General features: G+C 49.7%; 22 protein-coding genes and 1 tRNA gene. 7 read left to right on the forward strand and 16 right to left on the reverse strand.

The genetic code is table 11. The features are described from left to right. Positions 1-94: 94 nt before the first annotated feature. The 3 genes from EZJ49_RS07005 to EZJ49_RS07015 all read left to right on the forward strand — a co-directional run bounded on the left by EZJ49_RS07005 (position 95) and on the right by EZJ49_RS07015 (position 4,166). Complete coding sequence (locus tag EZJ49_RS07005; RefSeq protein ID WP_262555424.1) at positions 95-2,590, forward strand: RCC1 domain-containing protein; 2,496 nt, start codon at positions 95-97, stop codon at positions 2,588-2,590. Positions 2,591-2,773: 183 nt separating this feature from the next. After that, a complete protein-coding gene (locus tag EZJ49_RS07010) occupies positions 2,774-3,061 on the forward strand; it encodes a hypothetical protein (RefSeq protein WP_262555426.1) in 288 nt (95 codons plus the stop codon). Positions 3,062-3,173: 112 nt separating this feature from the next. Further along, on the forward strand, positions 3,174-4,166 hold the full coding sequence (locus EZJ49_RS07015) for a pectin acetylesterase-family hydrolase (RefSeq protein ID WP_262555428.1): 993 nt from the start codon (positions 3,174-3,176) through the stop codon (positions 4,164-4,166). A gap of 3 nt (positions 4,167-4,169) precedes the next feature. Here EZJ49_RS07015 and EZJ49_RS07020 read toward each other — a convergent pair whose 3' ends face one another. Then, on the reverse strand, positions 4,170-4,517 hold the full coding sequence (locus EZJ49_RS07020; RefSeq protein ID WP_262555430.1) for an ankyrin repeat domain-containing protein: 348 nt from the start codon (positions 4,515-4,517) through the stop codon (positions 4,170-4,172). Between the two features lie 68 nt (positions 4,518-4,585). Continuing rightward, entirely contained in the window at positions 4,586-5,368 is a 783-nt protein-coding gene (locus EZJ49_RS07025; protein WP_262555432.1) for a hypothetical protein, read from the reverse strand. 201 nt (positions 5,369-5,569) lie between these two features. On the opposite strand from EZJ49_RS07025, the gene EZJ49_RS07030 reads away from it, so the two are divergent. After that, positions 5,570-6,769 (forward strand): hypothetical protein, encoded by a 1,200-nt coding sequence (locus tag EZJ49_RS07030; RefSeq protein WP_262555434.1) that lies wholly within the window; start codon positions 5,570-5,572, stop codon positions 6,767-6,769. A gap of 44 nt (positions 6,770-6,813) precedes the next feature. Here the strand turns inward: EZJ49_RS07030 and EZJ49_RS07035 are convergent, their stop codons facing one another. After that, positions 6,814-7,896, reverse strand: a complete 1,083-nt coding sequence (locus EZJ49_RS07035) for a hypothetical protein (protein WP_262555436.1) — start codon at positions 7,894-7,896, stop codon at positions 6,814-6,816. A 260-nt stretch (positions 7,897-8,156) separates the two neighbouring features. Between EZJ49_RS07035 and EZJ49_RS07040 the strand changes: the two genes are divergently transcribed. Next, positions 8,157-8,233, forward strand: a tRNA-Arg gene (locus EZJ49_RS07040). A gap of 37 nt (positions 8,234-8,270) precedes the next feature. On the opposite strand, the gene EZJ49_RS07045 is transcribed toward EZJ49_RS07040, so the two are convergent. Genes EZJ49_RS07045 through EZJ49_RS07065 form a run of 5 tightly spaced genes read right to left on the reverse strand, consistent with a single transcriptional unit; the run spans position 8,271 to position 13,059 of the window. Beyond that, positions 8,271-9,062, reverse strand: a complete 792-nt coding sequence (locus EZJ49_RS07045; RefSeq protein ID WP_262555438.1) for a YihY/virulence factor BrkB family protein — start codon at positions 9,060-9,062, stop codon at positions 8,271-8,273. Positions 9,063-9,115: 53 nt separating this feature from the next. After that, the gene (locus tag EZJ49_RS07050) at positions 9,116-10,018 is read right to left on the reverse strand and encodes an MBL fold metallo-hydrolase (RefSeq protein ID WP_262555439.1); all 903 of its coding nucleotides are present in this window, start codon (positions 10,016-10,018) and stop codon (positions 9,116-9,118) included. Further along, complete coding sequence (locus EZJ49_RS07055; RefSeq protein WP_262555441.1) at positions 10,011-10,760, reverse strand: lysophospholipid acyltransferase family protein; 750 nt, start codon at positions 10,758-10,760, stop codon at positions 10,011-10,013. The genes EZJ49_RS07050 and EZJ49_RS07055 overlap by 8 nt, the downstream gene beginning before the upstream one ends. Then, complete coding sequence (locus EZJ49_RS07060) at positions 10,757-11,701, reverse strand: phosphatidate cytidylyltransferase (RefSeq protein ID WP_262555443.1); 945 nt, start codon at positions 11,699-11,701, stop codon at positions 10,757-10,759. The genes EZJ49_RS07055 and EZJ49_RS07060 overlap by 4 nt, the downstream gene beginning before the upstream one ends. Further along, positions 11,701-13,059 (reverse strand): sigma-54-dependent transcriptional regulator, encoded by a 1,359-nt coding sequence (locus EZJ49_RS07065; RefSeq protein ID WP_262555445.1) that lies wholly within the window; start codon positions 13,057-13,059, stop codon positions 11,701-11,703. The genes EZJ49_RS07060 and EZJ49_RS07065 overlap by 1 nt, the downstream gene beginning before the upstream one ends. A gap of 110 nt (positions 13,060-13,169) precedes the next feature. On the opposite strand from EZJ49_RS07065, the gene serA reads away from it, so the two are divergent. Further along, positions 13,170-14,375 (forward strand): phosphoglycerate dehydrogenase, encoded by a 1,206-nt coding sequence (serA, locus tag EZJ49_RS07070; protein WP_262555447.1) that lies wholly within the window; start codon positions 13,170-13,172, stop codon positions 14,373-14,375. A 12-nt stretch (positions 14,376-14,387) separates the two neighbouring features. Here serA and EZJ49_RS07075 read toward each other — a convergent pair whose 3' ends face one another. From EZJ49_RS07075 to EZJ49_RS07095, 5 genes are read right to left on the reverse strand one after another with little or no spacing between them, the layout of a single operon-like run. Further along, positions 14,388-17,177 (reverse strand): fibronectin type III domain-containing protein, encoded by a 2,790-nt coding sequence (locus EZJ49_RS07075; protein ID WP_262555449.1) that lies wholly within the window; start codon positions 17,175-17,177, stop codon positions 14,388-14,390. A 60-nt stretch (positions 17,178-17,237) separates the two neighbouring features. Then, complete coding sequence (locus EZJ49_RS07080) at positions 17,238-18,623, reverse strand: FAD-binding oxidoreductase (protein WP_262555450.1); 1,386 nt, start codon at positions 18,621-18,623, stop codon at positions 17,238-17,240. An 11-nt stretch (positions 18,624-18,634) separates the two neighbouring features. Then, complete coding sequence (locus tag EZJ49_RS07085) at positions 18,635-18,841, reverse strand: DUF2892 domain-containing protein (RefSeq protein ID WP_011165270.1); 207 nt, start codon at positions 18,839-18,841, stop codon at positions 18,635-18,637. Between the two features lies 1 nt (position 18,842). Next, positions 18,843-19,148, reverse strand: coding sequence for a Grx4 family monothiol glutaredoxin (gene grxD / locus EZJ49_RS07090; RefSeq protein ID WP_011165269.1), 306 nt, complete (start codon positions 19,146-19,148; stop codon positions 18,843-18,845). 17 nt (positions 19,149-19,165) lie between these two features. After that, the gene (locus tag EZJ49_RS07095) at positions 19,166-19,378 is read right to left on the reverse strand and encodes a BolA family transcriptional regulator (protein ID WP_262555453.1); all 213 of its coding nucleotides are present in this window, start codon (positions 19,376-19,378) and stop codon (positions 19,166-19,168) included. A gap of 105 nt (positions 19,379-19,483) precedes the next feature. Between EZJ49_RS07095 and EZJ49_RS07100 the strand changes: the two genes are divergently transcribed. After that, positions 19,484-21,418 carry an LTA synthase family protein gene (locus EZJ49_RS07100; protein ID WP_262555455.1) on the forward strand — a complete coding sequence of 645 codons (1,935 nt, stop codon included), beginning with the start codon at positions 19,484-19,486 and terminating at the stop codon, positions 21,416-21,418. Positions 21,419-21,456: 38 nt separating this feature from the next. Here EZJ49_RS07100 and EZJ49_RS07105 read toward each other — a convergent pair whose 3' ends face one another. From EZJ49_RS07105 to EZJ49_RS07115, 3 genes are all read right to left on the reverse strand, one after another. Beyond that, positions 21,457-21,870, reverse strand: a complete 414-nt coding sequence (locus EZJ49_RS07105) for a CBS domain-containing protein (RefSeq protein WP_262555457.1) — start codon at positions 21,868-21,870, stop codon at positions 21,457-21,459. A 64-nt stretch (positions 21,871-21,934) separates the two neighbouring features. Further along, on the reverse strand, positions 21,935-22,621 hold the full coding sequence (locus tag EZJ49_RS07110; RefSeq protein WP_262555458.1) for a PilZ domain-containing protein: 687 nt from the start codon (positions 22,619-22,621) through the stop codon (positions 21,935-21,937). Position 22,622: 1 nt separating this feature from the next. After that, entirely contained in the window at positions 22,623-23,765 is a 1,143-nt protein-coding gene (locus EZJ49_RS07115; RefSeq protein WP_262555460.1) for a cyclic nucleotide-binding domain-containing protein, read from the reverse strand. Positions 23,766-23,894: the final 129 nt, after the last annotated feature.

Here is a 23,894-nt window from a genome sequence, read left to right on the forward strand (position 1 = left end):
ATTTCGTGTCTCAGTCTGGGATATCGGAAAATCCAGCGAACAGTTTTTGCGAGGATCACTTCTATCGACCCGGGTTCCAGCCGATTAGTAGAATATGAGAACGTTTTTTCGTATTCTGCTGCACTTGAGTTGGGGTTTGGCATTGGGGGCATGTTCCCTGGAAGCCTCATTTGAAAATTTAAATCAACTGCCGTCGCTTTCTAAGGATGAAAGTTTTTATGCCGATTATCCTCCGGCTGAAATCTCATTTTTAAAATCTTCTGATGTGCAGGTGAAAAACGGACAGACTTCCAAGCAGGAATTTGTCGTGACCATGGCGGAGGCCAGTCCGACAAATATCTATGTTCGTTACACTTTGATTCCTGAGCTCAGCACCGCCCAGTATTCTGTTAATCACAGTCTTCAGGATGGCGTGGTGATGATTCCCGCCGGTCATACTCAAGGGAAAATTACTTATGATTATTACGGTTCTTCCAGCGGGTCCAAGATTTTGCAGGTGGCTTTGAAGGAAGTTATCGGCTATCCATCGTTCTTTAAACAACAAGTGACCCGTCGTTTTATTCTTGATCCGGTTTTGGATGAAACCTTTAGCAAAATCAGCCGAGGCAGTGATTTTTCCTGCGGTATTTCCACAGGCGGCGTTTTAAAATGCTGGGGTGAAAATGCCTCTTTGCAATTGGGTGCAGTGGGTCCGTCGAAAAGCAAACCCACAGTGGTGGATAGCGGCGTCCAGTATAAAGAGCTGGAACTGGGCACGACCTCGGGTTGTGCCATCACCACGGCGGGTATTGTGAAGTGTTGGGGTGGTGGCGCCGCATTGGCTGAAGTGGATGCCCCGACAACATATAAGAAAATTGCCCGCGGTACGTCTCATGCCTGTGGAATTACCACGACAGGTGTGTTGAAGTGCTGGGGAAAAAATGATTATGCGCAAATGGGAACAGGTAGCACCAGTCCTGCCGCCACCACCTTTGCACCGACAGAACTGGATGCCGGTGTTCTTTATAAAGACGTAACAGCTGGGGCTTATCACAGTTGTGCAATCACCACTGATAATGATTTGAAATGCTGGGGAACAAACAGTTCCTTGCAAGCATTGGGTACGGGAGCTTCCCCGGTGGCCATTACAGTCGTGGATAGTGGTGTCGAATATCGTCAGGTTTCAGCGGGAAGCAGCCACACGTGTGCCATTACCATGGATGATAAACTGAAATGCTGGGGTTACAACGCCTCTGGACAAGTGGGCGATGGGCTGGGAGTTGGCAACAGTGCTGTAACGGTGATTGATGCGGCAGTTAGCTATTCATCCGTGAGTGCCGGTGGGGGACACACCTGTGCGATCACCAAATCCGAAAGCCATTTGAAGTGCTGGGGTGGCGGTGACTATGGAGAACTGGGTACAAATTCAACGGCCAAAATGCTGGTGCCAACCCTGGTGTCTGATGCCGGCTATGCGGCAGTTTCCGCAGGCGTTGTGGGTACGTGTGGTTTGCAAAGTTCCGGTGTGATGTTCTGCTGGGGGGAAAATAGCAGCGGACAAAATGGTGATGGCATGGCATCGCTAAGTTCTGTGCCCATTGTTGTTGATAGTGGTGAAAAGTATCAACTGATGGATGCCGGAATTCTTTATCATGTCTGTGGTATCACAACGGCCGGAGTTTTGAAGTGCTGGGGCAATAACGGAAATGGCCAGGTGGGTGACAAGTCCACGGTGACGAAATCCTTCCCAGTGGAAGTCGATCGCGGTGTAAAATACAAAGCTGTGTCCCCTGGAAACTATCACACCTGCGGCATCACAGTGGATGGTATTTTAAAATGTTGGGGCGCCAACGGCACCAGTAAACGTTTGGGGGATGGGGAAACCACTCATCGTTCCACACCAAAAGCTGTGAACAGCGCTGAAAAATTCCTGAAGGTCTCTGCCGGAAATGACAGTTCATGTGCCTTGACGGATCAGAAGAAAATCATGTGCTGGGGACTGAACGACGTTGGGCAACTGGGGAATGGTACAACGGATACGGCGGGGTCTCCGCAGTTTGTGGATTCTACAGATTCATTCAAGGATATTGTGGTTTCGGGTGGGAAGGCCGCCTGCGCGTTGACTGAAGCCGGCGCATTGAAATGCTGGGGTGGGGTTGCGCACTTTGTGCCGGAGGATGTTGATGCGGGAACAGTCTATGTGTCGTTGAACCGCAGTGGGAATAATTTCTGTGGAAAAACCCAGGCAGGTGTCTATAACTGCTGGTCCAATGGATCTTATCCAACAAGCTTTACAGCTCAACCCGCGGACCCGGGTTTTGTTCATCAGGAATTTGGTGTGGGCTTTGGTCACAAGTGTGCCCTGACCAGCACACAGGATATTCGTTGCTGGGGTTCCGGTGCCGATGGACAACTGGGAAATGGAGCGCAGGTGACGCAGGCTTCTCCTGTGCCGGTGTCTTCATCAGACAAATATAGTGCTATTACGCTGGGTCGCTATCACACTTGTGGTATCACAGTGACAGGGGCCCTGCATTGCTGGGGTTCAGATCGCTTGAATCAACTTGGAGCAGGGCGTTTGGTGAATGTTCCGTCTCCGGCAAGTCCGTAATGTGAGGACCCCCAAGGGTGGACATATTTTCATTCGTGTGATAGGGTGATTTTATGTTCAATTTTTCTCTTTATTCCGTCTCAGAGTAGTTTATTGGAAAGGCCCCGGCATTTTTCGCAGGCCTTTCCTGTTTGATGTTGTCGAACTCTCTTCAGAATAAATCCGAACAAAGAAAACAGAAAAATGAAAAAGGAAATGCAGACAGAAGAATCCAGTCAGGTGGAAAACTGGGAGCGTTGGTGGCATGCACTGTCGATCTCAGACACGATTTTATCCCGGTCCACGGAAGATCCTTCTGTGGAGGAAATCTGCAATTATCTGGAAAGTATCGAAGTGGTTTTTGAAGATGGCTGCGATCCCGCAGATGATTTTAAGGCCTACGCCATCCGCGCACTTTGTCAGGCCGTGCGCCGGACTTTGGAAAATAGAAAAGAGTCCGTGATAAAAGCTGCGGGAATGCTTGAAGAGTGATCGAAACTTTCAAGGGAACACGAAACCAAGGGCGTGTATTGCAGGCATTCCGGCGATTTTGATTTATCGACGGTCAGTGAGCTCTTAGCATTTTAGTACTAGGAGTTTTTCTATGAAGGCATTTGCCGTTCTGTTGTCGATGTTGATTTCCATTCAGGTCTGGGCACGTTCATGGGAAAGGATTCAGATTCCCGGCGCTTACTGTGGCGACGGCAGTCAGTATTCGGTCTTTCTGGACCAGCGTCGTAAGGATAAAATCTTGATTGAATTTATGGGAGGCGGGGCCTGCTGGTCGGAATCCACCTGTCATGGTCTGGACCGGAAAACATGGATCTATAAAATTCCGGCAATTCCTGCTTTCAGTTATTTGACGGCAGAATCAGCATCGCATTCATGGGTTGATCACACGGCTCTTTATTTTCCATACTGCACGGGGGATGTTTTCTCGGGCCGTCATGTGGCGCGATATACAGAATACTCCTCCCGCCAGACGTGGCATGTCGGATACACCAACATTCTTAAATCTTTAAACTATCTTCGCGAACGCAGGATTTTGAACTTTGATGGTTTTGGCGACGTGACCCTGTGGGGAGCTTCTGCGGGAGCCATCGGTGCTTTGGTGCATTCGCATAATGTGGCGGCGGCTTTCCCGCGGGCCACACAAAAAACTTTGCTGGCGGACAGCCCTGGCCTGCATTTTGGCGATGAGTTTTTTGATAAGTTTTCTTCGCAAATGCGCTCTGACTTTAAGCAGAGTTTTGCGGCGGTCGGTTTGATCTATCCCGAGCACAGTGGTTTTGTCGCGCCTTATTTCGGACCGGTCTTTGAACAATTGCAGGACTGGAAAGTCGGCGTTTTGCAAGCGACCAAGGATGTCGTGATGGCTGTGGTTTTTGGGGAGCTGTCCCCGCAAGAGCATGAAAGACGGGTACTTTCCGAGCGGGGAATCATCGAAGTTGCCAGACCCTACAGCCATGTTCAGGTATGGGCACCGCGCTGTCTGATGCACACATTCCTTCTGGCACCTCCGACGGCCGGGATTGAAAACGAAGAGAACCTGTCGGCCCTTCGCTTTGCCGAGCAGATTTATAGAAGTCAGAAATAAAAACTATTTGGCTCCGGCCTTTTCTAAGATGGCCACGATTTCCTTGAATCCTTTTTTCTTGGCGTGAGTCAGGGCTGTCACCTTATCCCGATCCGGGATGTTCACGTTGGCTCCGGCATATAACAGAGGGCTGTCCTGAATCTGATCCTGAACATTGACGTCGGCCCCGGCTTCAATCAGAAGTCTGGCGATTTCAACATCGTTATTGCGAGTGGCAATCAGTAAAGCCGTTCGTCCGTGAGAATCCTTTTCGTCGATTTTGATCTTCTGTTTTAACAGCGAACGCACTTTTGCAGAGTCGTGATTTTCAGTGGCTTCCAGCAGTTGCGTTTCCGGGGAGGATATCGACACAGGTTTCTCCTTGCTGTAAGAGATCGAGGTTATTAGCGGGGTGAGCAGAAGTATTAAGATGCGCTTTTTCACAGAGCCTCCGGTTTTTCAGGGACACCGAATTTTTCCATTTCTTTGATCACGGTTTTTGGCAGGACTGTGGCATTAGGCCCGACCGTGGCACGGCGACCGATCTCGACTCCGCCCAGAACTTTTGCGGCAAGGCCCACGGTGGCGCCGGCACCAACCTTTAAGTGATCAATAATAAGATAGCCTTTCATTCCATAATGGGCCATCAAATACGCTGATCCGCCGATTGTGACATAGTCCCCCAGTTGAATCAGCGCGGGGTCAGAGATATTGGAAGAGTTGATCATGCACGCTTTGCCAATTTTCATCCCCATGGCGCGGAAGAAAAAGATATTTAGCGGGGTGGGCGTGATAAAGTCCAGGACCGTGTAGCGCACCAGATAAGTCAAAGCGTTGTGATAGAACCAGGGGATGGATTCCAGCGAAAACCACGGACCGCGATAAGGTTTGATAAAGGGCAGGGCGGGGGCATTTAGCACCGGTACCACCACAATCAAAGTCAGGATAAAGGCGATAAAACCCCCGGCAAGGGAAAGCCCCAGACACAGAGCTTGAATAATATCAGGGTAAGCTGTCATCTGCAGGGAAACCCAGCGGAAAAGATAAATTCCCGGCGCGAGTGAAACCCCAACGCAGATGATGTAGGCCAGAAGCACCGGGATTATAGCCACCAGATAGGCTATCTGACGAAACTTGCGCAGAAAACTTTCAAGGCTTCCGGAAGCTCCGGATTTGGCGGATCGCTCGGCATTGATATCCTGAATGTCCTGATGGTGTGTCATTCTTTTATAGTGAAATTTTGTGATGATTCCGTCACGTCTTTTTTATAACGATCGTATCGGGTCGTGATGTTCGCTGGTTTTTTCGAGACACAAAAGTTGACTTATGTATGATTACTTCTCTGTAAAAGTAAACAGAATGCTTTCGTTAAGTCATTCCCTCGGGTAAACAGCTTCCACTTCAATTTAAACGGGAAGATGATTATGAAACTATTTGTTCTTACGTTTCTTGCGGTTTCAATTTGGGCGCAGAACAGTTCTGCAATTTTTCTGGCGACAGATCCGGGCCAGCTTCGGGCCGGGGTTCCCACGGATGTATTCGTTGTCGGTGATGGAGATGATCATGGAGACCTGTTTTTACGGGCTGCCATTCTTGCTGCAAAAGTTTCCCGCGATCGTTTTCCGCAACGTCAAAGAGTCATCATCAGCGCAGTGAGTGATTTTTATTCTGATCAGCAGTTGCTAAGCAGTGCTGGTTTTAAGCTGCATATTGCAGACTCTTCCAAGCTGGATAAATCCCAGGTCTTGAAGGCTTTGAAATTTCCGCGTTCTGCACTGACGTCGCTTCAGTTTTTCGTTCACTCCAATCCACAGACGGGGATTGTTTTGCACAAACGGACGGGGCGTCTGGCTCAAACGGATTCAGAGTTTGCACAAATGGGCGGTTTTTTGGCCCGCAATGCGATTGTGATTTTCCACTCCTGCAATTCGGGATGGTTCCTGGCTCCAGCGGCAGCGAAGCTGTGGGGGCGTTCGGCTTTTGGCACGTTCACGGCGGATGACTTCCAAGAGCCGATGTCCGACGGTAAATGGTATTACCATGATGCGGGAAGATATCCGGAACATCTTTCCCGTATTGGCAACACCACGCGGATTCTTCGTCAAAACACGCGCTGTGGGTCCCATGAATGTCTGCGTTTAAAACCTGTGAACGGTGCTTATTCTGGAGTGATGGGCCGCTTTGCAAAGGGGCTGGGTTTTTACAAAGGCTTTGCCAGAACGGAAGCCGAGTTGCCGCAGGCGATGATTCACTATGCGCTGCTGATGCCATCGGTGACTCCGCTTTCTCTGCAGTCTTCACGGGCTGAAATTTTGACGGTGGTCAAAGACTGGATGTGTCCGTCAGATAAAAGTGGTTCACTGTTCGCGGCATGCAGCAAGGCCATTGATAGCAGATCATTTGAAAGCAACTCCAGGTTGAATTTCTTTTCCGGAACTCCGGTGTCGTGTTCAACGTCCCAGTGCTATACGGTGGTGAAATGCAGTGGATTTAAGGCGGCCCTGGGAATGAAGTCATGTAAGACAGTCGATATTCAGGACAAGCCCTCGACGGTCTTTAGTGATCAGATGAAATTGATCATGAAGGGGATTCAGATGTTTGAAAAAGGACAGATTGCTTTGTAAGGGGATAAAAAGGCTCAAGAGCAAGGGCCCTTGAGCCTTCAGGTTTAATCTTCCTGAGTGCAAGGCGGGAAAGCGTAGCGACTTTTAGAAGTCACGTTCAGAATTGTTGGATCGTTAAGGGAGCCAACAGCATCGCTTTTATCCAGATGAATGGTTGTGTAAGAGCTGCTGCTTGGTTCAAGACTTCCGATCTTGTTTTGGCCCTGACTGTTTAGAAGGATAATGCTTCCAATATTGTCATTGGATGCTGCCTTATTTTTATCAACAACATTACCCTGGAATTTCAGAATATAAGCAGCGTTCAAACCACCATTGCTGCGATCCGCGACATTATTCTGAACCACTGAATTTGCCATTTTGACGAAGCCGTTATTGTCGATGGCGCCACCTTTTATTTCCGCATGATTTTGTGTCAGCTCAGAGTTGTAGATATTGGTGCAGCCGTAGTGTGGCTCAATGGCTCCTCCGTAAACAGCGTTGTTATTTGATAGCTGACTGTCATAGATTTTCAGGAAAGACCACATTGTGAAGATTGCGCCCCCGTTGTATTCGGCTTCATTATTTTTGAAGACGGTGTTGCGCAGAACGATTTTTTGCGGAGCTGGATACATAGGTCCCTGAGCCGCAATGGCTCCGCCATTGGGAGCAGAATTTCCAATGAAGTCCACATCATGGATGTTCACTTGAACTTGCGAACCCCACACATAGAGCGCCCCACCGAAATCATTGTTCTCGCTGGGGCGGCCATTCTGGTTGGGATCTTTGCGCGCTCTGACTCCGTTAACCAGATTCAAACCTGCAATTTCCACATTGATTTTGTCATGAGAGATTCGGAAAATGCGATCCAATCTTTGAGCATCCACTGTCGGACGATCCTGTGCAGGATTCATGACGTTGGACTGAATGGTCAGGGATTTATCGATCAGGATTTCATGAGTCAGCTTCAAGGTCTTAAGGCGACTGTCGATCATCACCGTGTCACCGGACTGAGCTTTGGCAACGGTGTCGCGCAAAGAACCCGGAACATCGTCAGCACCGGTTTGCACATGCAGGACATTGGCAAAAGCCGTGGAGCTTAGAAGAGCCGTCAGTGAGGAAGCCAGAAGAAGTTGAGTGGATGTTTTCATGGTAAGCACCTTTCGTGATTATGTAGATGCCTTATGAAATTGCATGGCCGGTGCCAGCCCAACCACGACCTTAAAACGAATAAATGCGAGCTGAGATGATCGGCGGCCGGGTTCCCGGCAGGGTGTCTGCCGCCCCTCTGGCACCTGCCGGAATGCCGACAGCTCAGGCAGCAGGCTTTAAATGAGCCTAGGAGCCAAATAAATTCTTGAAATCGGGGACTTCTGCCCCTATAAGAAAGGTTCACTCAGCGTGATACCGTGGTTCCGTAGCTCAGCTGGATAGAGCATCTCCCTTCTAAGGAGAGGGTCGTACGTTCGAGTCGTACCGGAATCACCACTTTTTTAAATAATCAATAAATTCGAATACTTAAGCCCTATGCAACGTGTCGTTTTTGCAGACTTGCGCACAAGGCAACGCCGCCAAGAATCACGTACCACAGGGTTAGAATCCATAATAGCAACAGCGGCAGGGCTGCAAAAGAGCCGTAAAGCTTGTTGTAGGAAAAGAACTTCTTGGCCAACAGAACGTAGCCTTTGTGGACCAGAAATAAACTGACCGAAGCCAGAACAGAGCTTACGACCGCGGCCCGGGTGCGAACCTGAATGTCGGGAACCATTTTGTAAACCAGGAACAGTGTGCCGACCAAAACCAGAGAGTTGGATACGGACGCAGGAATCACACGATGAACAAATTCAAACTGTTCCAGTGAAGTAAAGCCCACGTAGATCGCCAGAAAAACCGGGATCGCCAGCACCAGGGACCAGTGATAGATCAGGCGTTTGTAAAACGGTCGGGTGTTGCGCTGATTCCATACGCGGTGAATGCCCACTTCCATGTCGTGCATCAGGCGGATGGATGTAATAAACAGGAACACGGCCCCGGCTGTTCCCAGCTTGCCGGCATTCACGTTTCTTAAAACCACTTTCATCATTTTAGTAAAGCCGCTTCCTGCGGCTTCTTTCATATTGGAAAGCAGCAGGGCTTCCACTTTGGGGTAGAGGGCTTCAAGTCCCCCGATGGATTGAAAAGTCGCCAGAACAACGGCGATGAAAGGCACCAGAGCCAAAGCGGTGGAAAAAGACAACGAAGCCGCGACCAGTTGTAATTCACCGTCGCGCATTTGTTGAATGGTGTCTTTAAGCACACTCCACAGTCTTTTTAGCAAGCTTCAGTCCCGTCCACGGGCGTGGCTCGCCCGTAAATTCTGCGCATCAGCGCCTACAGCCAGAATCTTTTTTGAACCGCGAAATCATTCCCGCTGCGTTCAATCAGAGCAGCATCACAGTAAGGATCGTGCTCAAAGAAAAGATACCATGAATGGTCGGCAGCTTCACTAAGATACTTTGTCTTTTCCTCGATCAGAGTCAGCGGGTGCAGATCGTAACCCATAACCCACGGCAGTTTCACGTGAGTGCTGGTGGGAACCATGTCCCCGCAATAAAGCAAAGTGTTACTGCCGTCAGTGACTTTGATCACCTGCTGACCCAGCGTATGTCCGTCGCTGATGATGGCGGAAATTCCCGGCAGGAAGTTTTCTTGAGGGCCGTTCATGATATTCAAAACCCCGGCATCAATCAGGGGCTGGAAGTTCGCTGGATAGTAGCTGGCTTTTTCGCGCAGGTTGGGTTTGGAAGCGGTTTCAAGGTTGGCCTTCTGAATCCAGTATTTTGCATTCGGGAAAGTCGGAACCAGCTTGCCGTCTTTTTCCGTGGTGCCGCCACCGGCGTGATCGAAATGCAGGTGAGTCAGAATTACATGGTGAATATCTTCAGGCTTGATGTGATGATGTTCCAAAGACTTCAGCAGGGATGGGCCATCGCTATGAATGTTAAATAGCTCTGCAAATTTGCCGCCCAGCTTTTCGCCGTATTTGGCCACGAAGTCGCCACCGTTGCCAGTGTCGATCAGAATATTGCAGCCTGGGGATTTTAGCAGTAAACCACGGGCCTCCATGGAAATACGATTTTTTTCGTCAGGAGGATTGCTACGTTCCCACAGAACTTTCGGGACTGTGCCGAACATCGCTCCGCCATCCAGACCAAACAGGCCGGTTGGTACAGGGCAGATTTCGTAGGGACCAATCTTTAAAGTTTTATTTTCGATTTCCAGTTCGTTATTCATGAGGTTTTTCCTCCGTAGCAGCCGGGAAGGCATCAGGGTTGATGGTCATAACCCAGCTCTTATAAGCAGCATACACCTCTTGGATCGGGCCGGGGGGATGAACTGGACCTACGTGCAGGATCAGTTTTCCCGGGCGTGGCATGCTTTGACCCTTGGGCCAAAGTTCCATCACTCCATCCAGATAGGTGAACAGTAAAGGTGTTTGTGTGCGTTCTGAAAAAATAGACACGCCTCTTTTGAACTCTTGAATTTTCCCGTCTTTGGAACGAGTTCCTTCCGGGAAGATGATCAGCCACATGCGTGGCAGTTCGGTCAGAAGTTTCAAAATCAGATTGATGGCTTCGCCCTTGCGGTCCTTGCGATCAATCGGAATGGCACCCAGACAGTGCTGGGAGAAAAACATAAACAGAGGATTGCTAAAGAAATAATCCTTCGCCGCTGCGATATAAAGATTCAACCAGTAGCGGCGTGGAATAGAAGCGGCGATGGACACCGCATCCAAGTGACTGGCGTGATTGCTGATGATAATCAGCTTGGGCTGGGTTTTATAGATTTCCGAAAACGGAGTGCCGCGTACTTCCAGGCGGATGTAGAACTTGTACAGGATGTTTTTCAGAATCAGCGACCACAAAAAGCGCATGCACACACTGAAAAAATCAATGTGACGCGTGAAAAGCGGCAAATGCTTCAGGTAAGTGGGAAGCTTGGTCCACTGTTCGTTTTCGTAGTTCCAATCCTTCATAGAATGACCGTCATCACGTAGTAGTAAATAGGTGCCACAAAGATCAAACGGTCCATACGGTGCAGGAAGTCCCCACGACCGATAATGAACGGACCGACGGTTTTCATTCCGGCATCTCTGCGCACAGCAGTCATCACCAGATCTCCGATAAAGCCACCCATGGATGCCACAAGTCCGGAAGCCAGCCAGTATTTTTCAGACCCATCTGGCAAAAGGAAGCGCATGGAGCCTGCCAGGAACAAAGTCAAAAGCATCGATACCAGAGTGCTTCCCACGGTACGGCGTGGATTGATCCCCGGAAACAGCTTCCAGCCGCCAATGTAACGGCTGACGGCCAAGTTGGTGTTATCGCAGAACTCAGTCAGGATGATCAGATACATCACTTGGAAAACCCCGTTCGGGAATTTCATGATCAAACCCAAGTGCATGAAAGACCAACCCAGGAAGATGAAGGCCAGCAAAGTCAGGGAAATGTACTGAATCATGCGCTTGTAAGAATTTCTTGCCAGCGGCACAAGGCAGGTGATCCCCAGAACAGCCATTGGCATGGCATTGTAAATATCCAGACGGTCATACCACGCGCAAATACCCAGACCGATAATCCCCGCATAACAGATCAAAACAAAATAACTGCGGTGGAACATTCCCATAATCTGGAAGAATATCTTGGCCCCCAGGATCGCCAGCGCCGTCAGTGCCACCAAGGGCCAGGGTTCTGGCATTCCCATCGCTAAAAACATTAACGGAGCCGCCACCAGCCAGGATTTAATGCTGGCCCAGGATTGCACGAAGTAATAATTCTTTTTACGGAACCAGAAGATAACAAAAGCCGACGCAAAGATGATGGACAGGACAATCAGTACGGTCTGACGATAGATATGGCTTTCCCACGCAGTCGGCATGGCAATACGGATGGGAAGATCGAAATCAAAAAAATCCATTAAGAAGGTTCCTCTTCAATTTTGTAGTCTTTGATTTTTTTGTAAAGATTTGAGCGAGAGACTTTTAAAACTCGCGCGGCATCCTCGATATCGCTGGTTTGCTTGATGCAAGTGCGAATCACATGCGCTTCAAATTCCTCAACCAAGGTATTTAACCCCTTGTTGAAATCAATAACAGTGTAAGATGGTGCGCCAACGGCCGTGGCTGCGGGTTTTAACCAAGCTGAGACATCTTCGGCACGAATAAATGGCAGTGGAGAAGTAAGGCTAAGCTGTTCACACACGCGCTTCAATTCACGCACATTGCCGGGCCAGTTGTATTTCTTTAGAGCTTCGATGCCATCATCAGTGAAGGATTTATTACGGCGCGGGCGTTCGGCATCCAGGAAGTGTTTCGCCAACTCGGTGATATCCTCCATGCGTTCACGCAAAGGGGTCAGCTCAATACGCTGGGAAGCCAGTCGATACAAAAGGTCCTCGCGGAATTCTCCGGCGGCGACCATTTTTTCCAGTGACTTGTTGCTGGCCACGATCACGCGGGTTTTTACTTGCGTGCTTTCTTTGGCACCGACTCTGCGAACTTCGCCCGTTTCCAGGAAGCGCAACAGTTTTGCCTGTTGAGTCAGTGGCAGAGCTTCGATTTCATCCAGAAACAGATCACCACCGTGAGCAGCTTCGGTCAGACCGACTTTGTTTTGATCCGCACCAGTGAAGGCCCCCTTTACGTGGCCGAACATCTCGGATTCAAACAAATTGTCGGGGATACTGGCGACGTTGACGGCGATGAACGGGCGTTCGCCTTCCTGTTCATGCAGAAGTCTGGATACAACTTCTTTACCACAACCGGTTTCACCTTCGATCAGCACCGGACTGGTTTCACCGCGAAGATCGGCAATGCGCTTTTTGATTTTCAAAGAAGCCGCAGATGTTCCCACCCAACGCGTGCTTTTGCGGCTGGCAGCCGGGTCCACACTGCGCAGATCCCAAAGCGCTTCGATCTTTTCCAGCACCAGAAGAATTTCTTCCGGCATCAGGGGTTTGGCAAGGAAGCGCTGGGCACCGGCCTTCAGGCAGCTTTCCATCAAAGGACGGCTGAGGTCGCCGGACATGGCCACAACTTCCAGTTGGTTGTTGTGCTTCACCAGTTTTTCAATCACCGAAGGTCCCACGGCTTTGGTAGAGCCCGGTTCCAAATGCATGTCCACAAAAGCAGCATGATAGAAACGTTCGTATTGAATGGCTTCCAAAGTCGGGGCTGAAAACACCTTCCAATGATTCGGAAGGGCTAGTTTAAGGGACTGATGAATCAATGGATCGTCATCCACGATAAGTAGAGAAAATACTCGAGTTGATGTCATAGACTCCAGCATACCCGAGACGACTTATTTGACCATCATTAGCACGCCTCGTCACTGCGAATAGTGACGAAGATCGTGAATGGGAGTACCATTTTTAGAGTGGAGGCCCGATGAGCGCTCAAAGAATTTTGTTGGTTGAAAATATCCATGCAGTGGCAAAGCAAAGACTGGAAGAAGAAGGCTACAAAGTGGATCTGATTACGCATTCGCCTTCGGAAGAAGAGTTGATGCGGCTGCTGCCAAATTACGAGGTTCTGGGTATTCGCTCCAAGACGGAACTGACCGCCAAAGTTCTTGAAGCGAACAAACATCTGGTGACAGTGGGCTGTTTCTGCATTGGCACAAATCAGGTGGATCTTCTGACCGCGCGTGAAAAGGGAGTTCCGGTTTTCAATGCCCCGCACTCGAACACTCGTTCTGTGGCTGAACTGGTGATTGCCGAAATGATTTCTTTGTCCCGTCAACTGGGGGACCGTAACACACAGGCACACATGGGTGAGTGGGTGAAGTCCGCGGTGGGCTCCCACGAAGTGCGTGGTAAAACACTGGGTATTGTCGGGTACGGTCATATCGGAAGTCAGGTCAGTATTCTGGCCGAATCCATGGGTTTGAAAGTGCAGTTTTATGATGTGCTAAAAAAACTTCCCTTGGGAAATGCCAGCACGCTGTCGTCTTTGGACGAGCTTCTGCGTTCGTCTGATTTTGTGACTTTGCATGTGCCGGAAACTCCGGAAACCAAAGACATGATCGGGGCGCGGGAATTATCGCTGATGAAAAAAGGCAGCTTCCTGATCAACGCCAGCCGCGGCACCGTGGTGGTGATTGAAGACCTGGTGCAGGCTTTGAAAGAAAAGCACATCGCCGGTTGTGCGATTGACGTGTTCCCGGAAGAGCCAGCGTCCAATAAAGAAAAATTCAAATCTCCGTTGCAGGGGCTGGCCAATGTGATTCTGACTCCGCATATTGCTGGCAGCACTGAAGAGGCCCAGTATGCCATCGGTTTGGAAGTGGCGGAAAGCTTCCGTCGTTATCTGAAAATTGGTTCTTCACCGGGCGCGGTGAACTTTCCGAATGTGGATCTGCCAGTGAAGCAGGGGACGTCACGTATTTTGAATGTGCATAAGAATGAACCGGGTGTTCTGGGTGAAATCAATGGTTTGATTTCCAAAGCCGGAGCAAATATTGAAGGTCAGTACCTATCCACAGATGAAAAGATCGGTTATCTGGTGATGGATGTTCATTCATCCCATGCCCACACACTCGCGGCGGACATCGAGAAGCTGTCCCGTTCTATCCGCACGCGTGTGGTGTATTAAGCGCAGTCAGTCCTAGTTGATCTGAGTGGCCAGGGCTTTGACCTGATCGTTACTTAGTTCCTGAGAGAAGATCAGAATCTCTTTTGTCGTTCCTTTGATCGGAGAAGTGCCCGCAGGGCCGGCAGAGAAGAGATAAAGAGGTGTCCCGCCCGCTGGAGCAAGATACTGGGTCGGAGTTCCCGTATATCTTGTCACGGCAGAGGCTGTGGAAACCACGATGTCTCTTTTCATTGTGGGGGCGGTTCCTATAACAGCCGCCATGCCTCTTTCGGTGGTGTCACTTGCGACTCCGTTTGTTATTTCAATATTCGCTGAATCCGCAGCCGTTTGTAAAAGCCAGGCACCAGAGTTCCCGTTATTTTTGTCAAAATGGAAACCGCTATAGGAGCCGCTGTTACTGTCTCCAAGAGTCATCAAATGACCATAATTTGCCACAGCTGCGTATTTGAAGTTCATGTATGTGGTGGTGGTTGGCGACACGGGGAATGAAGGCACTGTAAGGCCGTCATTCAAACCATCCAGAGTTAAGGTCAGAATGTATGAACTGGTCAATGTCACTGTGCCTTGCAGGGCGGGATCTGTTTGTTCTGCATGTTGGTTATTGCCGCTTTGGTCATACCATTTTACAAGGTAAGGGTTGGCTCCTCCGCGAAATGTATCGAAATCACTTTTATTGATAACGCCATTGGCATCAAAGTAGATATCGGCTTCGGCCTGGTCACTGGTGCGGCGAATGCGAATGGCCGGACCGCTGTAAGAACCATATTTTTTCCATGAATAAATACGATCAGGTGTCGGAAGGCGATAGATATTCAGTGGAGAGCTTAAAGTTGTCTGGCCATCGGTGACATTGACCGTGACGGTTGCATAGCCCGATGTTCCTGCGGCAGGAGTGATAGTCACAGAGCACTGACTGCCACTGCCTCCGAATGTGATGTTGCCATTTGGAATAATCGCAGGGTCCGACGAGGTTGCACTAAGAGAGCTGGCGCAATCCACTGTATCTTCCGGATCGGGATCGGAAATGGTGAAGTTGCGGGTGATGCTGCTGCCAAGGTTGACTGCGGTTGTGGATTTTGGTCCAAGCCATGTCAGTACAGGTTTGTTACTGACAGGAGTGACTGTTTTTGGAGTGGCTCGGGTTGTACCGTAGGCATTGATGGCCTCTACCGTGTAATAATAAAGCACGCCATTGGTAAGACCTTCCAGTAAAAACGGCGATACCGCATTTGTCGCAGCAACTTGAGTTGTCGCATTCGTGGTTCCGTATTTTACTGTGAAAGAGGTTGCACCGCTGCCATCCGTCCAACTGAAGCTGGCCGTTGTGTTACCCGCAGTGGCATTTCCAAGATTGATGGTACCCGGAGCCGCCAGAGAGCAGGGGATGTTGGCCGTTTTTGGTCCGGTCCCTGTGGGATTGATCGCTTCGATAGTGTAGTTGTAAGTTCCACCAGCAAGGCCTTCTTCGGAACAGGTTCGAGCCGCGATGTTGTCGCAGATCACCACGTTGGTGGTCGGATTCACAACACGACGAACAGTGTAAGTGATTGGAGGGGCCCCAGTTGCCGGAGGCATCCAGTTTAGAGTGCATTTCCCAACTTCTGACACAACAACAGTGGGGGACAGGGGTACAGTGGGAGGCACATTCGGTGTTGCATTTAGAGTGTTTGAAGAGTCTTTGGTTCCGGCGACATTACGGGCGACCACTTTGAAATAGTAAGGAACTGTGTTGTTAAGTCCTGTCACTGCATAAGGTGACGTCGCATTCGTATTCACCGTCGTGGTTATATCGTTTGAGCTGGTGCCGGACATCACAGTGTAGGCCGTGGCGTTGGCGCTGGCCTGCCAGGTTAATGTGACTTTGCTGTCAGCGGGAGTCGCTGTTAGCAAGTCGAAGTCACCGGGCATGCCAACAGGACAGGAGATTCTATTTGTTTGTGGGCCCGTCCCGGCGAGGTTGGTTGCATCCACCGTGTATTCATAGATTCCCGGCGGTCGTCCCGTATCTTCACACCCCGGAAGTGGGGTTTTATCACAGACCACAACATTGTTAGTGGCATCGGTCCAGCGACGGACAGTATAAACGATCGGTGCGGCACCAGTGCTTGGAGCGTCCCAGGCCAGTGTACACTTGGTGGCAGCAGGTACAGCCGTCAAATTCAAAGGAACAGAAGGCGGCGGAGTCGGTGTTGCACTCATCGTGTTGCTGGAATCTCGGCTGCCGATAGGATTTGTCGCAACAATACGGAAATAATAAGTCGTCCCGTTCGTCAAAGAACTGACTTCGTAAGGCGGGGTTGCTTTGGCGGCCACCGTATTGGTGATATTTCCGGCGCTCGTGCCCGACATCACCGCGTAAGAGGATGCCTCATCGCTCAGGTTCCACAGTAAAGTGACTTTTCCATTCCCCGGAACTGCGGAGATAATATCAAATTCACCGGGGGCCCCTAAGAACGGATAGCTTTTTTCAGCCGTGGAAAGAGTGGTGCCAGTGCTGTTGATGGCTTTCATGCGGAAATAATACGTGGTTCCCGGAGTCAGCCCTTGAATAACAATAGGGGATTTCGTCGCTGTGATGGATTCCGTGTAAGTTCCGGCGGTGGTGCCGTAGTTCAGCTCGTAAGACTTCGCTCCTTTGGAGCTTGTCCAGGCCACCAGCAGTTGCAATTCCACGCGCTGAATCGAGGCGATGGAAAATTCACCGGGAGCTTCCGAAGAAGGTTGATCCAACGGATCTTGATCGCCCAAAGGTTTGGTACAGGAAGCACACAATAAAAATAGGATAAGTATGTATTTACGCACTGTCTTTCCAGTCTATCAGAAGACTGGAAAGCAGCAATGGGAGCAGGTCTTAGGTGAGGTCTAGATCACCTTGCCGGGATTGATGATATTGTCCGGATCGAAGACTTTTTTAATCCCGCGCATAAGCGCAATTTCAGCTTCAGAACGGGTGTAGTTCAGGAACGACCGTTTGGTCAGACCCACGCCATGTTCGGCAGAGATCGAACCTTTGTACTTTTTAACCGCATCAAAGACCAAAACGTCCACTTTGCGGCACTCTTTCACAAACTCTTCTTTACTCAGGCCCTCGGGGCGCAGGATATTGATGTGTAAATTGCCATCCCCGATATGACCGAACCAGACCACTTCCCAGGTCGGGTAGGCCGCTGACAGGACCTGGTCCAGATCTTCCATGAACGGAGGCACTTTGGAAATGGCCACGGCAATGTCATTCTTATACGGGGAGTACTTGGCCAAAGACTCGGAAATGTCCTCGCGGTATCTCCAGAAAGTTTTGGCTTGAACGTCGGATTGGGAAATCACGCCATCCAAGACCCAGCCTTCTTCCAGGGATTTTTCAAACACGCTCAACGCATGTTCTTCATCGGCTTCGTTACGAGTTTCAACTTCCGCCAGCACATAGAATGGGCATTCTGTTGCCAACGGAGCACTTAAACCTGTGCCTTCCAAAACTTTGCGCAAGGCTTTGTCCGAAAACATTTCAAACGCCACCAGCGAGGTTTTGGTTTTAAATTCCGCAAAGATTTTCATCACGGCGTCCAGACCGCTCACACCCATCACCAGAACCTTCATTGGCGGTGGCGCCGCCGCAAGTTTGATGGTGGCTTCCGTGATAAAGCCCAAAGTTCCCTCAGAGCCAATAAACAGATGGCGCAGATCATAGCCCGTGGCATTTTTCACCAGAGCATTGTTCAGCTCCAGCACATCGCCCGTGCCTGTGACGACTTTCAGTCCCGCGACCCAGTCGCGTGTCAGGCCGTAGCGCACAACTTTGATGCCGCCAGCATTCGTGGCAATGTTGCCGCCCATTTGCGAAGATCCGCGGGCGGCGAAATCCACGGGATAGAAAAGATTTTTGGAATGAGCAAATTCCTGCAATGCTTCGGTCACAACACCCGGATCAATCACCACGGTTTGATCCACGGGATTGAATTCCTTGATCTTGTTCATTTGATCAAAGGACACAATGACTTCACCTTGCGTGGCCACCGCCGCACCAGAAAGACCTGTGCGACCGCCGGAAGGGATCAGCGCGATTTTGTTTTTACGTGCCCAGTGAACAAGTTTAACGACGTCTTCGGTGGAATGAGGGAAAACGATGGCCGAAGCCTTGATATCGAAATAGGTTGTCCAGTCCTTGCCCCAGTATTTCAGACTCTCTTCATCGGTTTTGATTTGGTCTTTCTTCAAGAGGCTTTCAAGTTCGAGGAGAGCGCTGGTGGACATGCTACAACATCCTATTCTTCGTTGATCGGTCGGTGATAATCTTTCAGAGTTCTGATTCTAAAGAAAGCATAGACGGGACACAAGCCCCAAGCTGCGGTGATAAGTCCATAGACCCCGATATACGCCCAGAAAGGACCGCCGGCCACGGCGTAGGCGGTTAAACCCACGCCGAATAGAAACCTAAGAATGCGGTCCCACAGGGCGACGTTGCATCTCATATTACTTCAGAAGTTCCTGAAGTTCGCCGGACTGGTACATTTCCATCATGATATCGCTGCCGCCAACCAACTGGTGGTTGATGTAAAGCTGTGGAATAGTCGGCCAGTTGCCGTACTCTTTGATGCCCTGACGGATTTCATCGTCGTCCAAAACATTCACATCATGGAACTGAACGCCCATGTCCTGAAGGATCGCGCATGCACGGGCGGAGAAACCGCACATAGGGAACTGTTGAGTTCCTTTCATGAACAATACGATTTTATTACCTTTAACAATCTGATCAATTCTTTCGTGAGTCGTAGCCATTTTACGGGTCCTTTTTATTATTTAATCTTAGTCTTAATTGAAAGTGCGTGAACCTCGCCGGTCTTTAATTCTGGACCAAAGCAAGCCATCACATTTTGGTGCTGCTGGATGCGAGTCATACCCGCAAACACAGGGCTTTCCACAAATACTTCCCAGTGATCCTGAGTGCCAGTCAGATCGAAAACTTCGATGGTGGCACCTGGATAATGCTTCTCTAAACGTTCTTTCATTTGTTCTGCTGTCATAGAAGGGGAAACTAGCAGAGCACGCCGTCTCGGTAAAGGGTGAGGTGCTGATAGATTGAATGACGCAATCCGCCAGTGTACTATATCCCCATGTTTGGACCCTCCCATCGAATTATTAAGATCTTCTCTCTGGTTTTAGTGGCTGTACTTTTCTATTTCCTGGCCCGGATGGAGTTCCTGATTTGGAACTGGAGTCTTTTTAAAAACAAACCCGCGCAGGATTTGTTGTGGTCTTTCATTGTGGGTCTGCGCTTTGACGTGGTGGCGACACTGACGTTGGCGGCACCCTTGATTCTGCTATCCCTGATTCCCTGGCCGCGAAGCTGGAATCGATTGTGGCAGCAGGGGAGCTGGATTGTCTTCAGCATCCTGCAAGTGCCTCTCTTGATTTTGAACTTGGTGGACACCGAGTTTATTAATTTCGTGGGTCGTCGTTTTACCTACGACAGTCTGTTCCTGATGAATGAGCTTTCCGGAAAAATGTGGAACTTCGTCAGCAGTTACTGGCTGCTGTTTGTGGTGAACACGTTGCTGGTGGTTTTATTCGTTGTGGTGGTGCGCCGGGTGGCGTTGCATGAACCTGCGGTTGTCTGGACGGCGGAACAGAAATCCGGAAAGTTGAAGTTGTGGGGGGCTCACGCCTTTCTAAGTTTTGTGGCGCTGGTTATCAGCGTGATCGGCATTCGCGGAGGCTTGCAGGCCAAGCCAATTAATTTCGTCAACGCCAACGTCTTTACCGCACCTTTGCTGAACAATCTGGTTTTAAATTCCACCTTCACCTTCATAAAAAGCTACGGGGCAGAGGGGTTGAGCAAAGAAAAATACTTCACCGACAAGGACCGGATGCTGTCTCTGTTGAACGGATCTCTTCGCGGCTCTTTGCTGGAAGGAAAGCGGGCCAGGAAGCCTCAGAATATCGTCGTGATAATTCTGGAAAGCTTCGGCGAGGAATACATGGGGCCGGTCGATGGCGGCAAGTCCTACACGCCGTTTTTGGATTCCTTAAAGACCAAATCCCTGAGTTTTGAAAATGCCTATGCCAATGGACGCCGTTCCATTGAGGGCGTGGGGGCGATCATGGGCGGGATTCCCGCCCTGATGAACGAGCCGTTTATTTCCTCGCACTTTACTGCTAATTATTTCCTGGGTTTGGGAACGCTGCTGGCCCCGCATAAGTTTTCTTCCAGCTTCTTTCATGGCGGGCACAATGGAACCATGTACTTTGATTCCTTCATGCAAAGTGCCGGGGTGGAAAAGTATTATGGTGCCCGTGAATACGGCAACACGGACGATGACGACGGCGTGTGGGGGATATGGGACGAACCTTTCCTGCAATGGATGCTGACTCAGGTCGATGAAATGCCTCAGCCATTTATGACCTCGGTGTTTACTTTAAGTTCGCATCAGCCCTTTAAAGTTCCGGCGCAGTACACGGAGCGTTTTCCGGAAGGTCCTCTGCCGATTCTGAAGGCTGTGGAATACACGGACTATGCGTTGGAAAAGTTTTTTGCAGAGGCCGCCAGGAAACCGTGGTTTAAAAATACATTGTTTGTGATTACGGCCGATCATACTTCCATGCACTATCGCCCTGAATATCAGAACGAGCAGGGGAATTATCGCATCCCTTTGTTGTTGTACCATCCGTCCTTTAAATTCCCGACGGTGGATACGCAGATGGTGGTGCAGCAGATTGATATTCTGCCGACGGTCCTGGATTTCCTGGGGATTTCGGACAAGGATCAAAACTATCTGGGAAGCTCCGTTTTTGTTCCCGGCGATAAAACGGCGGTGAACTTTATTGACGGCAGATACCTGCTGTTTGCAAAAGATTATTCCCTGGTCTGGTCACCGGGCCACGGCGATCCGCAAATGTTTGCCATCACAGACCGGACCAATGAAAAAGACCTTTCGGTGTCACCGCCAGAAGCTTCGCGCCGGGATCAACTGGTGCAACGGCTGAAGGCCACGATTCAGTATTTTAACGAAGGCATGTGGGATAATAAGTTGTATTACCCCTCGAAATAGTCCCGAGGAAAAGGCCCGTAAAAACGGGCCTTTTTTATTTAGTGTGAAACATGGGAAAGAATATTGTGGGATAGTTTTTGATCCCGGCTTTTGTTGGCAATATCCCCCAGGCTGAGCATTCCGACCAGGCGTTTTTGCTGATTGATCACCGGCATCCGGCGGATTTTTTTTGAACTCATCTGCGTGCCGACGGAATCCAGGTCATCTTCTTCAAAACAGAAATTGATTCCGGGGCTCATGCAGTCGCTGACCTTGGTGTTATTGGGATCAAGTCCTTTTGCCACGACCCGAACGGCGATGTCCCGATCGGTGATCATTCCGATCATTTTGTCATTGTCCTCCACAGGAAGACATCCGTAGTCACCGCGTGCCATCATTTGTGCCGCTTCACGAACAGTGTGGTTTAGATTGATGACATCGGCTTGCTTATGCATAACCTCTCTGACTTTCATGAAAAACTCCTTTGCTGGTGGGAATAGGATAGAGACTTTCATAAAATAAGATCGCTGTATTTTATCAGGATGCTTTACGGAAGTAGAGCTCGCGCTGCAGGTCTGTCAAAGAGCTGATGATACGATCTTCACTGGCATTGGCCATGTGATTAAACTCCACGCCCAAAGTCAGGAACTCATCGTTTTTGAGGCGGATATTTTTGATCAATCCCTGCACCAGGATCGGGTCGCGATCACCCAGATAGATTTCAGCCTGCACCATGTCCTCCAGATTCAGGCTGGCCGCTGTGTGAGAAATTTCAACAGCACAACCTTCCGTGGAAAGATCCAGCAGTCGGCAGGTGTAAGAACAGACCACTTGATTCAGGTACGTTACCACAAATTCGGCAGAATAGTCCGCCGGGATCACATAGCGATAATTCTTGCGTCGTTGCAGATGGAACAAGTTCAGAACAGTCAAAGTGATGTTGTGCTCGTTCACAACCGGGTGAGTCTCAAACAGGTATTTTTCGCCCTTTAATGCAAAGCTTGCAGTGAACGTGGCCGCATCGTCGGTGTTCATTGCGGTTGATTCCGGTGGATGACACTTGATTTGCAACTTGTCGTTGGTGCCCATCGGTTTCAGAATAATGGTGCGGTCATACTTGTCACGCAGACTGATCAGCTCCTGAGAATTCAAGAGCTGCTGTAAAAGCTCGTGCTTTTTTGATTCCTCATGAATGGCTTTGAAAATGACCAGTGCTTCGCTCATCTTAGGCCGCCGCTGTCATCTTGTGGCCGCATTCATGGCAGAACTTGGCGCCAGCCTGAACGTCGGCGCTGCAAGCAGGGCAGGAAGGTCCGCTGGATTTTTTCTTTGGTTTTTCCTCTTTTTCGTCCATATCGACGAAACCTTTTTCGTTCCACTTTTCAATCTCGCGCAGCATTTTCCAGCTTTGCAGGATTGAACGGAATTCCTTGGATTCAAACTGCAACTGCACTCCGGTGCCGCTGTTCTTGCGTTTCATGAAGACGCCTTTGCCTTCAAGACGGTTGAAGTGGTCGTTGTTCAGATTGATGCCAATTTCCTCTTTGCAGAATTCGCTGAACTTGGCAAAGTCCACACCGACAATTCCGAAACGGTCGGGCTGTTCGTTTTCGGACATTTTCAGGATGGCACCCAGCATCTGCATGCACAGTTCATCCACTTTTAGCAGCTCCGAACGGCCGCCTTTAAAGTAATAGTACTGATAGAATTCAAAGAAACTTTCCACCAAAGACAGATCCAGGAAATGAACTTTTTGAATTTCCTCCGGGCCGTCGGGATTGGTGGGGTCTTTGCCCATTTCATAAAGGGCCAGTTTCAATTTCACCAAAATGTTAATGGCTTGTTCCAGACGTTTCGGGGATTCCCCCATCACACGCTGGGAATACTGCTTCATCATATTCCAGTCCACGATCACGCGACCGGGTTGGGACCGATCCCCTTTGTGATTGGCGGTATGGAAGACAGAACCATAAACTTTCGCCACCTGATCCTCCGGACAAGGGGAGGAGTCTTTTTCCAGTTTGCTGGAACGAACATCATTCACCGCCAGACGCAGACGGTCTGCCAGGGATTTGATGATCATTTTCAGTGTTGGCGGGGCACTTTCATAGTGTTGCTTCAAAGTATCAACCGGGATTTCCAGAACCTTGGTTTCTGTTGTGGCCACAGCCGCAGTGGGATGCGTGCTTTGCCCCAGAATAACCTGTTCGCCCAGAATGTGAGACGAGCCCAGTTGAAAAAGGTCGATGGTTTTTTTACCACGGATCAGGCACTGATTCGCGCCACCGGATTGGATCAAATAAACGGCCGTGATTTTATCGCCATCTTTATAGATCACTTCGCCTTTTTTAAAGGTTTTTACAGACATAGAATCCCACTCCTTCAATATTCACAGGACTTTATCGGCAAAAAGGCCTTTAAATTTGAGCCCTTCCGGGGTAAGGATTCGTCCAGTTTTCCGGGCTTGTCAGGCGACTGGACGGATGGCTGGACTTAA

It is taken from the genome of Bdellovibrio bacteriovorus (assembly GCF_025558485.1).
GTDB classification, from domain to species: domain Bacteria; phylum Bdellovibrionota; class Bdellovibrionia; order Bdellovibrionales; family Bdellovibrionaceae; genus Bdellovibrio; species Bdellovibrio bacteriovorus_G.

Bases quoted from the DNA above. Each gene is read 5' to 3' on its own strand.
- serA (WP_262555447.1), top strand. From the start codon at position 13,170: ATGAGCGCTCAAAGAATTTTGTTGGTTGAAAATATCCATGCAGTGGCA.
- EZJ49_RS07095 (WP_262555453.1), bottom strand. From the start codon at position 19,378: ATGAAAGAACGTTTAGAGAAGCATTATCCAGGTGCCACCATCGAAGTT.
- grxD (WP_011165269.1), bottom strand. From the start codon at position 19,148: ATGGCTACGACTCACGAAAGAATTGATCAGATTGTTAAAGGTAATAAA.
- EZJ49_RS07005 (WP_262555424.1), top strand. From the start codon at position 95: ATGAGAACGTTTTTTCGTATTCTGCTGCACTTGAGTTGGGGTTTGGCA.
- EZJ49_RS07030 (WP_262555434.1), top strand. From the start codon at position 5,570: ATGAAACTATTTGTTCTTACGTTTCTTGCGGTTTCAATTTGGGCGCAG.
- EZJ49_RS07085 (WP_011165270.1), bottom strand. From the start codon at position 18,841: ATGAGATGCAACGTCGCCCTGTGGGACCGCATTCTTAGGTTTCTATTC.
- EZJ49_RS07035 (WP_262555436.1), bottom strand. From the start codon at position 7,896: ATGAAAACATCCACTCAACTTCTTCTGGCTTCCTCACTGACGGCTCTT.
- EZJ49_RS07025 (WP_262555432.1), bottom strand. From the start codon at position 5,368: ATGACACACCATCAGGACATTCAGGATATCAATGCCGAGCGATCCGCC.
- EZJ49_RS07115 (WP_262555460.1), bottom strand. From the start codon at position 23,765: ATGTCTGTAAAAACCTTTAAAAAAGGCGAAGTGATCTATAAAGATGGC.
- EZJ49_RS07055 (WP_262555441.1), bottom strand. From the start codon at position 10,760: ATGAAGGATTGGAACTACGAAAACGAACAGTGGACCAAGCTTCCCACT.
- EZJ49_RS07060 (WP_262555443.1), bottom strand. From the start codon at position 11,701: ATGGATTTTTTTGATTTCGATCTTCCCATCCGTATTGCCATGCCGACT.
- EZJ49_RS07050 (WP_262555439.1), bottom strand. From the start codon at position 10,018: ATGAATAACGAACTGGAAATCGAAAATAAAACTTTAAAGATTGGTCCC.
- EZJ49_RS07010 (WP_262555426.1), top strand. From the start codon at position 2,774: ATGAAAAAGGAAATGCAGACAGAAGAATCCAGTCAGGTGGAAAACTGG.
- EZJ49_RS07080 (WP_262555450.1), bottom strand. From the start codon at position 18,623: ATGTCCACCAGCGCTCTCCTCGAACTTGAAAGCCTCTTGAAGAAAGAC.
- EZJ49_RS07110 (WP_262555458.1), bottom strand. From the start codon at position 22,621: ATGAGCGAAGCACTGGTCATTTTCAAAGCCATTCATGAGGAATCAAAA.
- EZJ49_RS07065 (WP_262555445.1), bottom strand. From the start codon at position 13,059: ATGACATCAACTCGAGTATTTTCTCTACTTATCGTGGATGACGATCCA.
- EZJ49_RS07105 (WP_262555457.1), bottom strand. From the start codon at position 21,870: ATGAAAGTCAGAGAGGTTATGCATAAGCAAGCCGATGTCATCAATCTA.
- EZJ49_RS07015 (WP_262555428.1), top strand. From the start codon at position 3,174: ATGAAGGCATTTGCCGTTCTGTTGTCGATGTTGATTTCCATTCAGGTC.
- EZJ49_RS07100 (WP_262555455.1), top strand. From the start codon at position 19,484: ATGTTTGGACCCTCCCATCGAATTATTAAGATCTTCTCTCTGGTTTTA.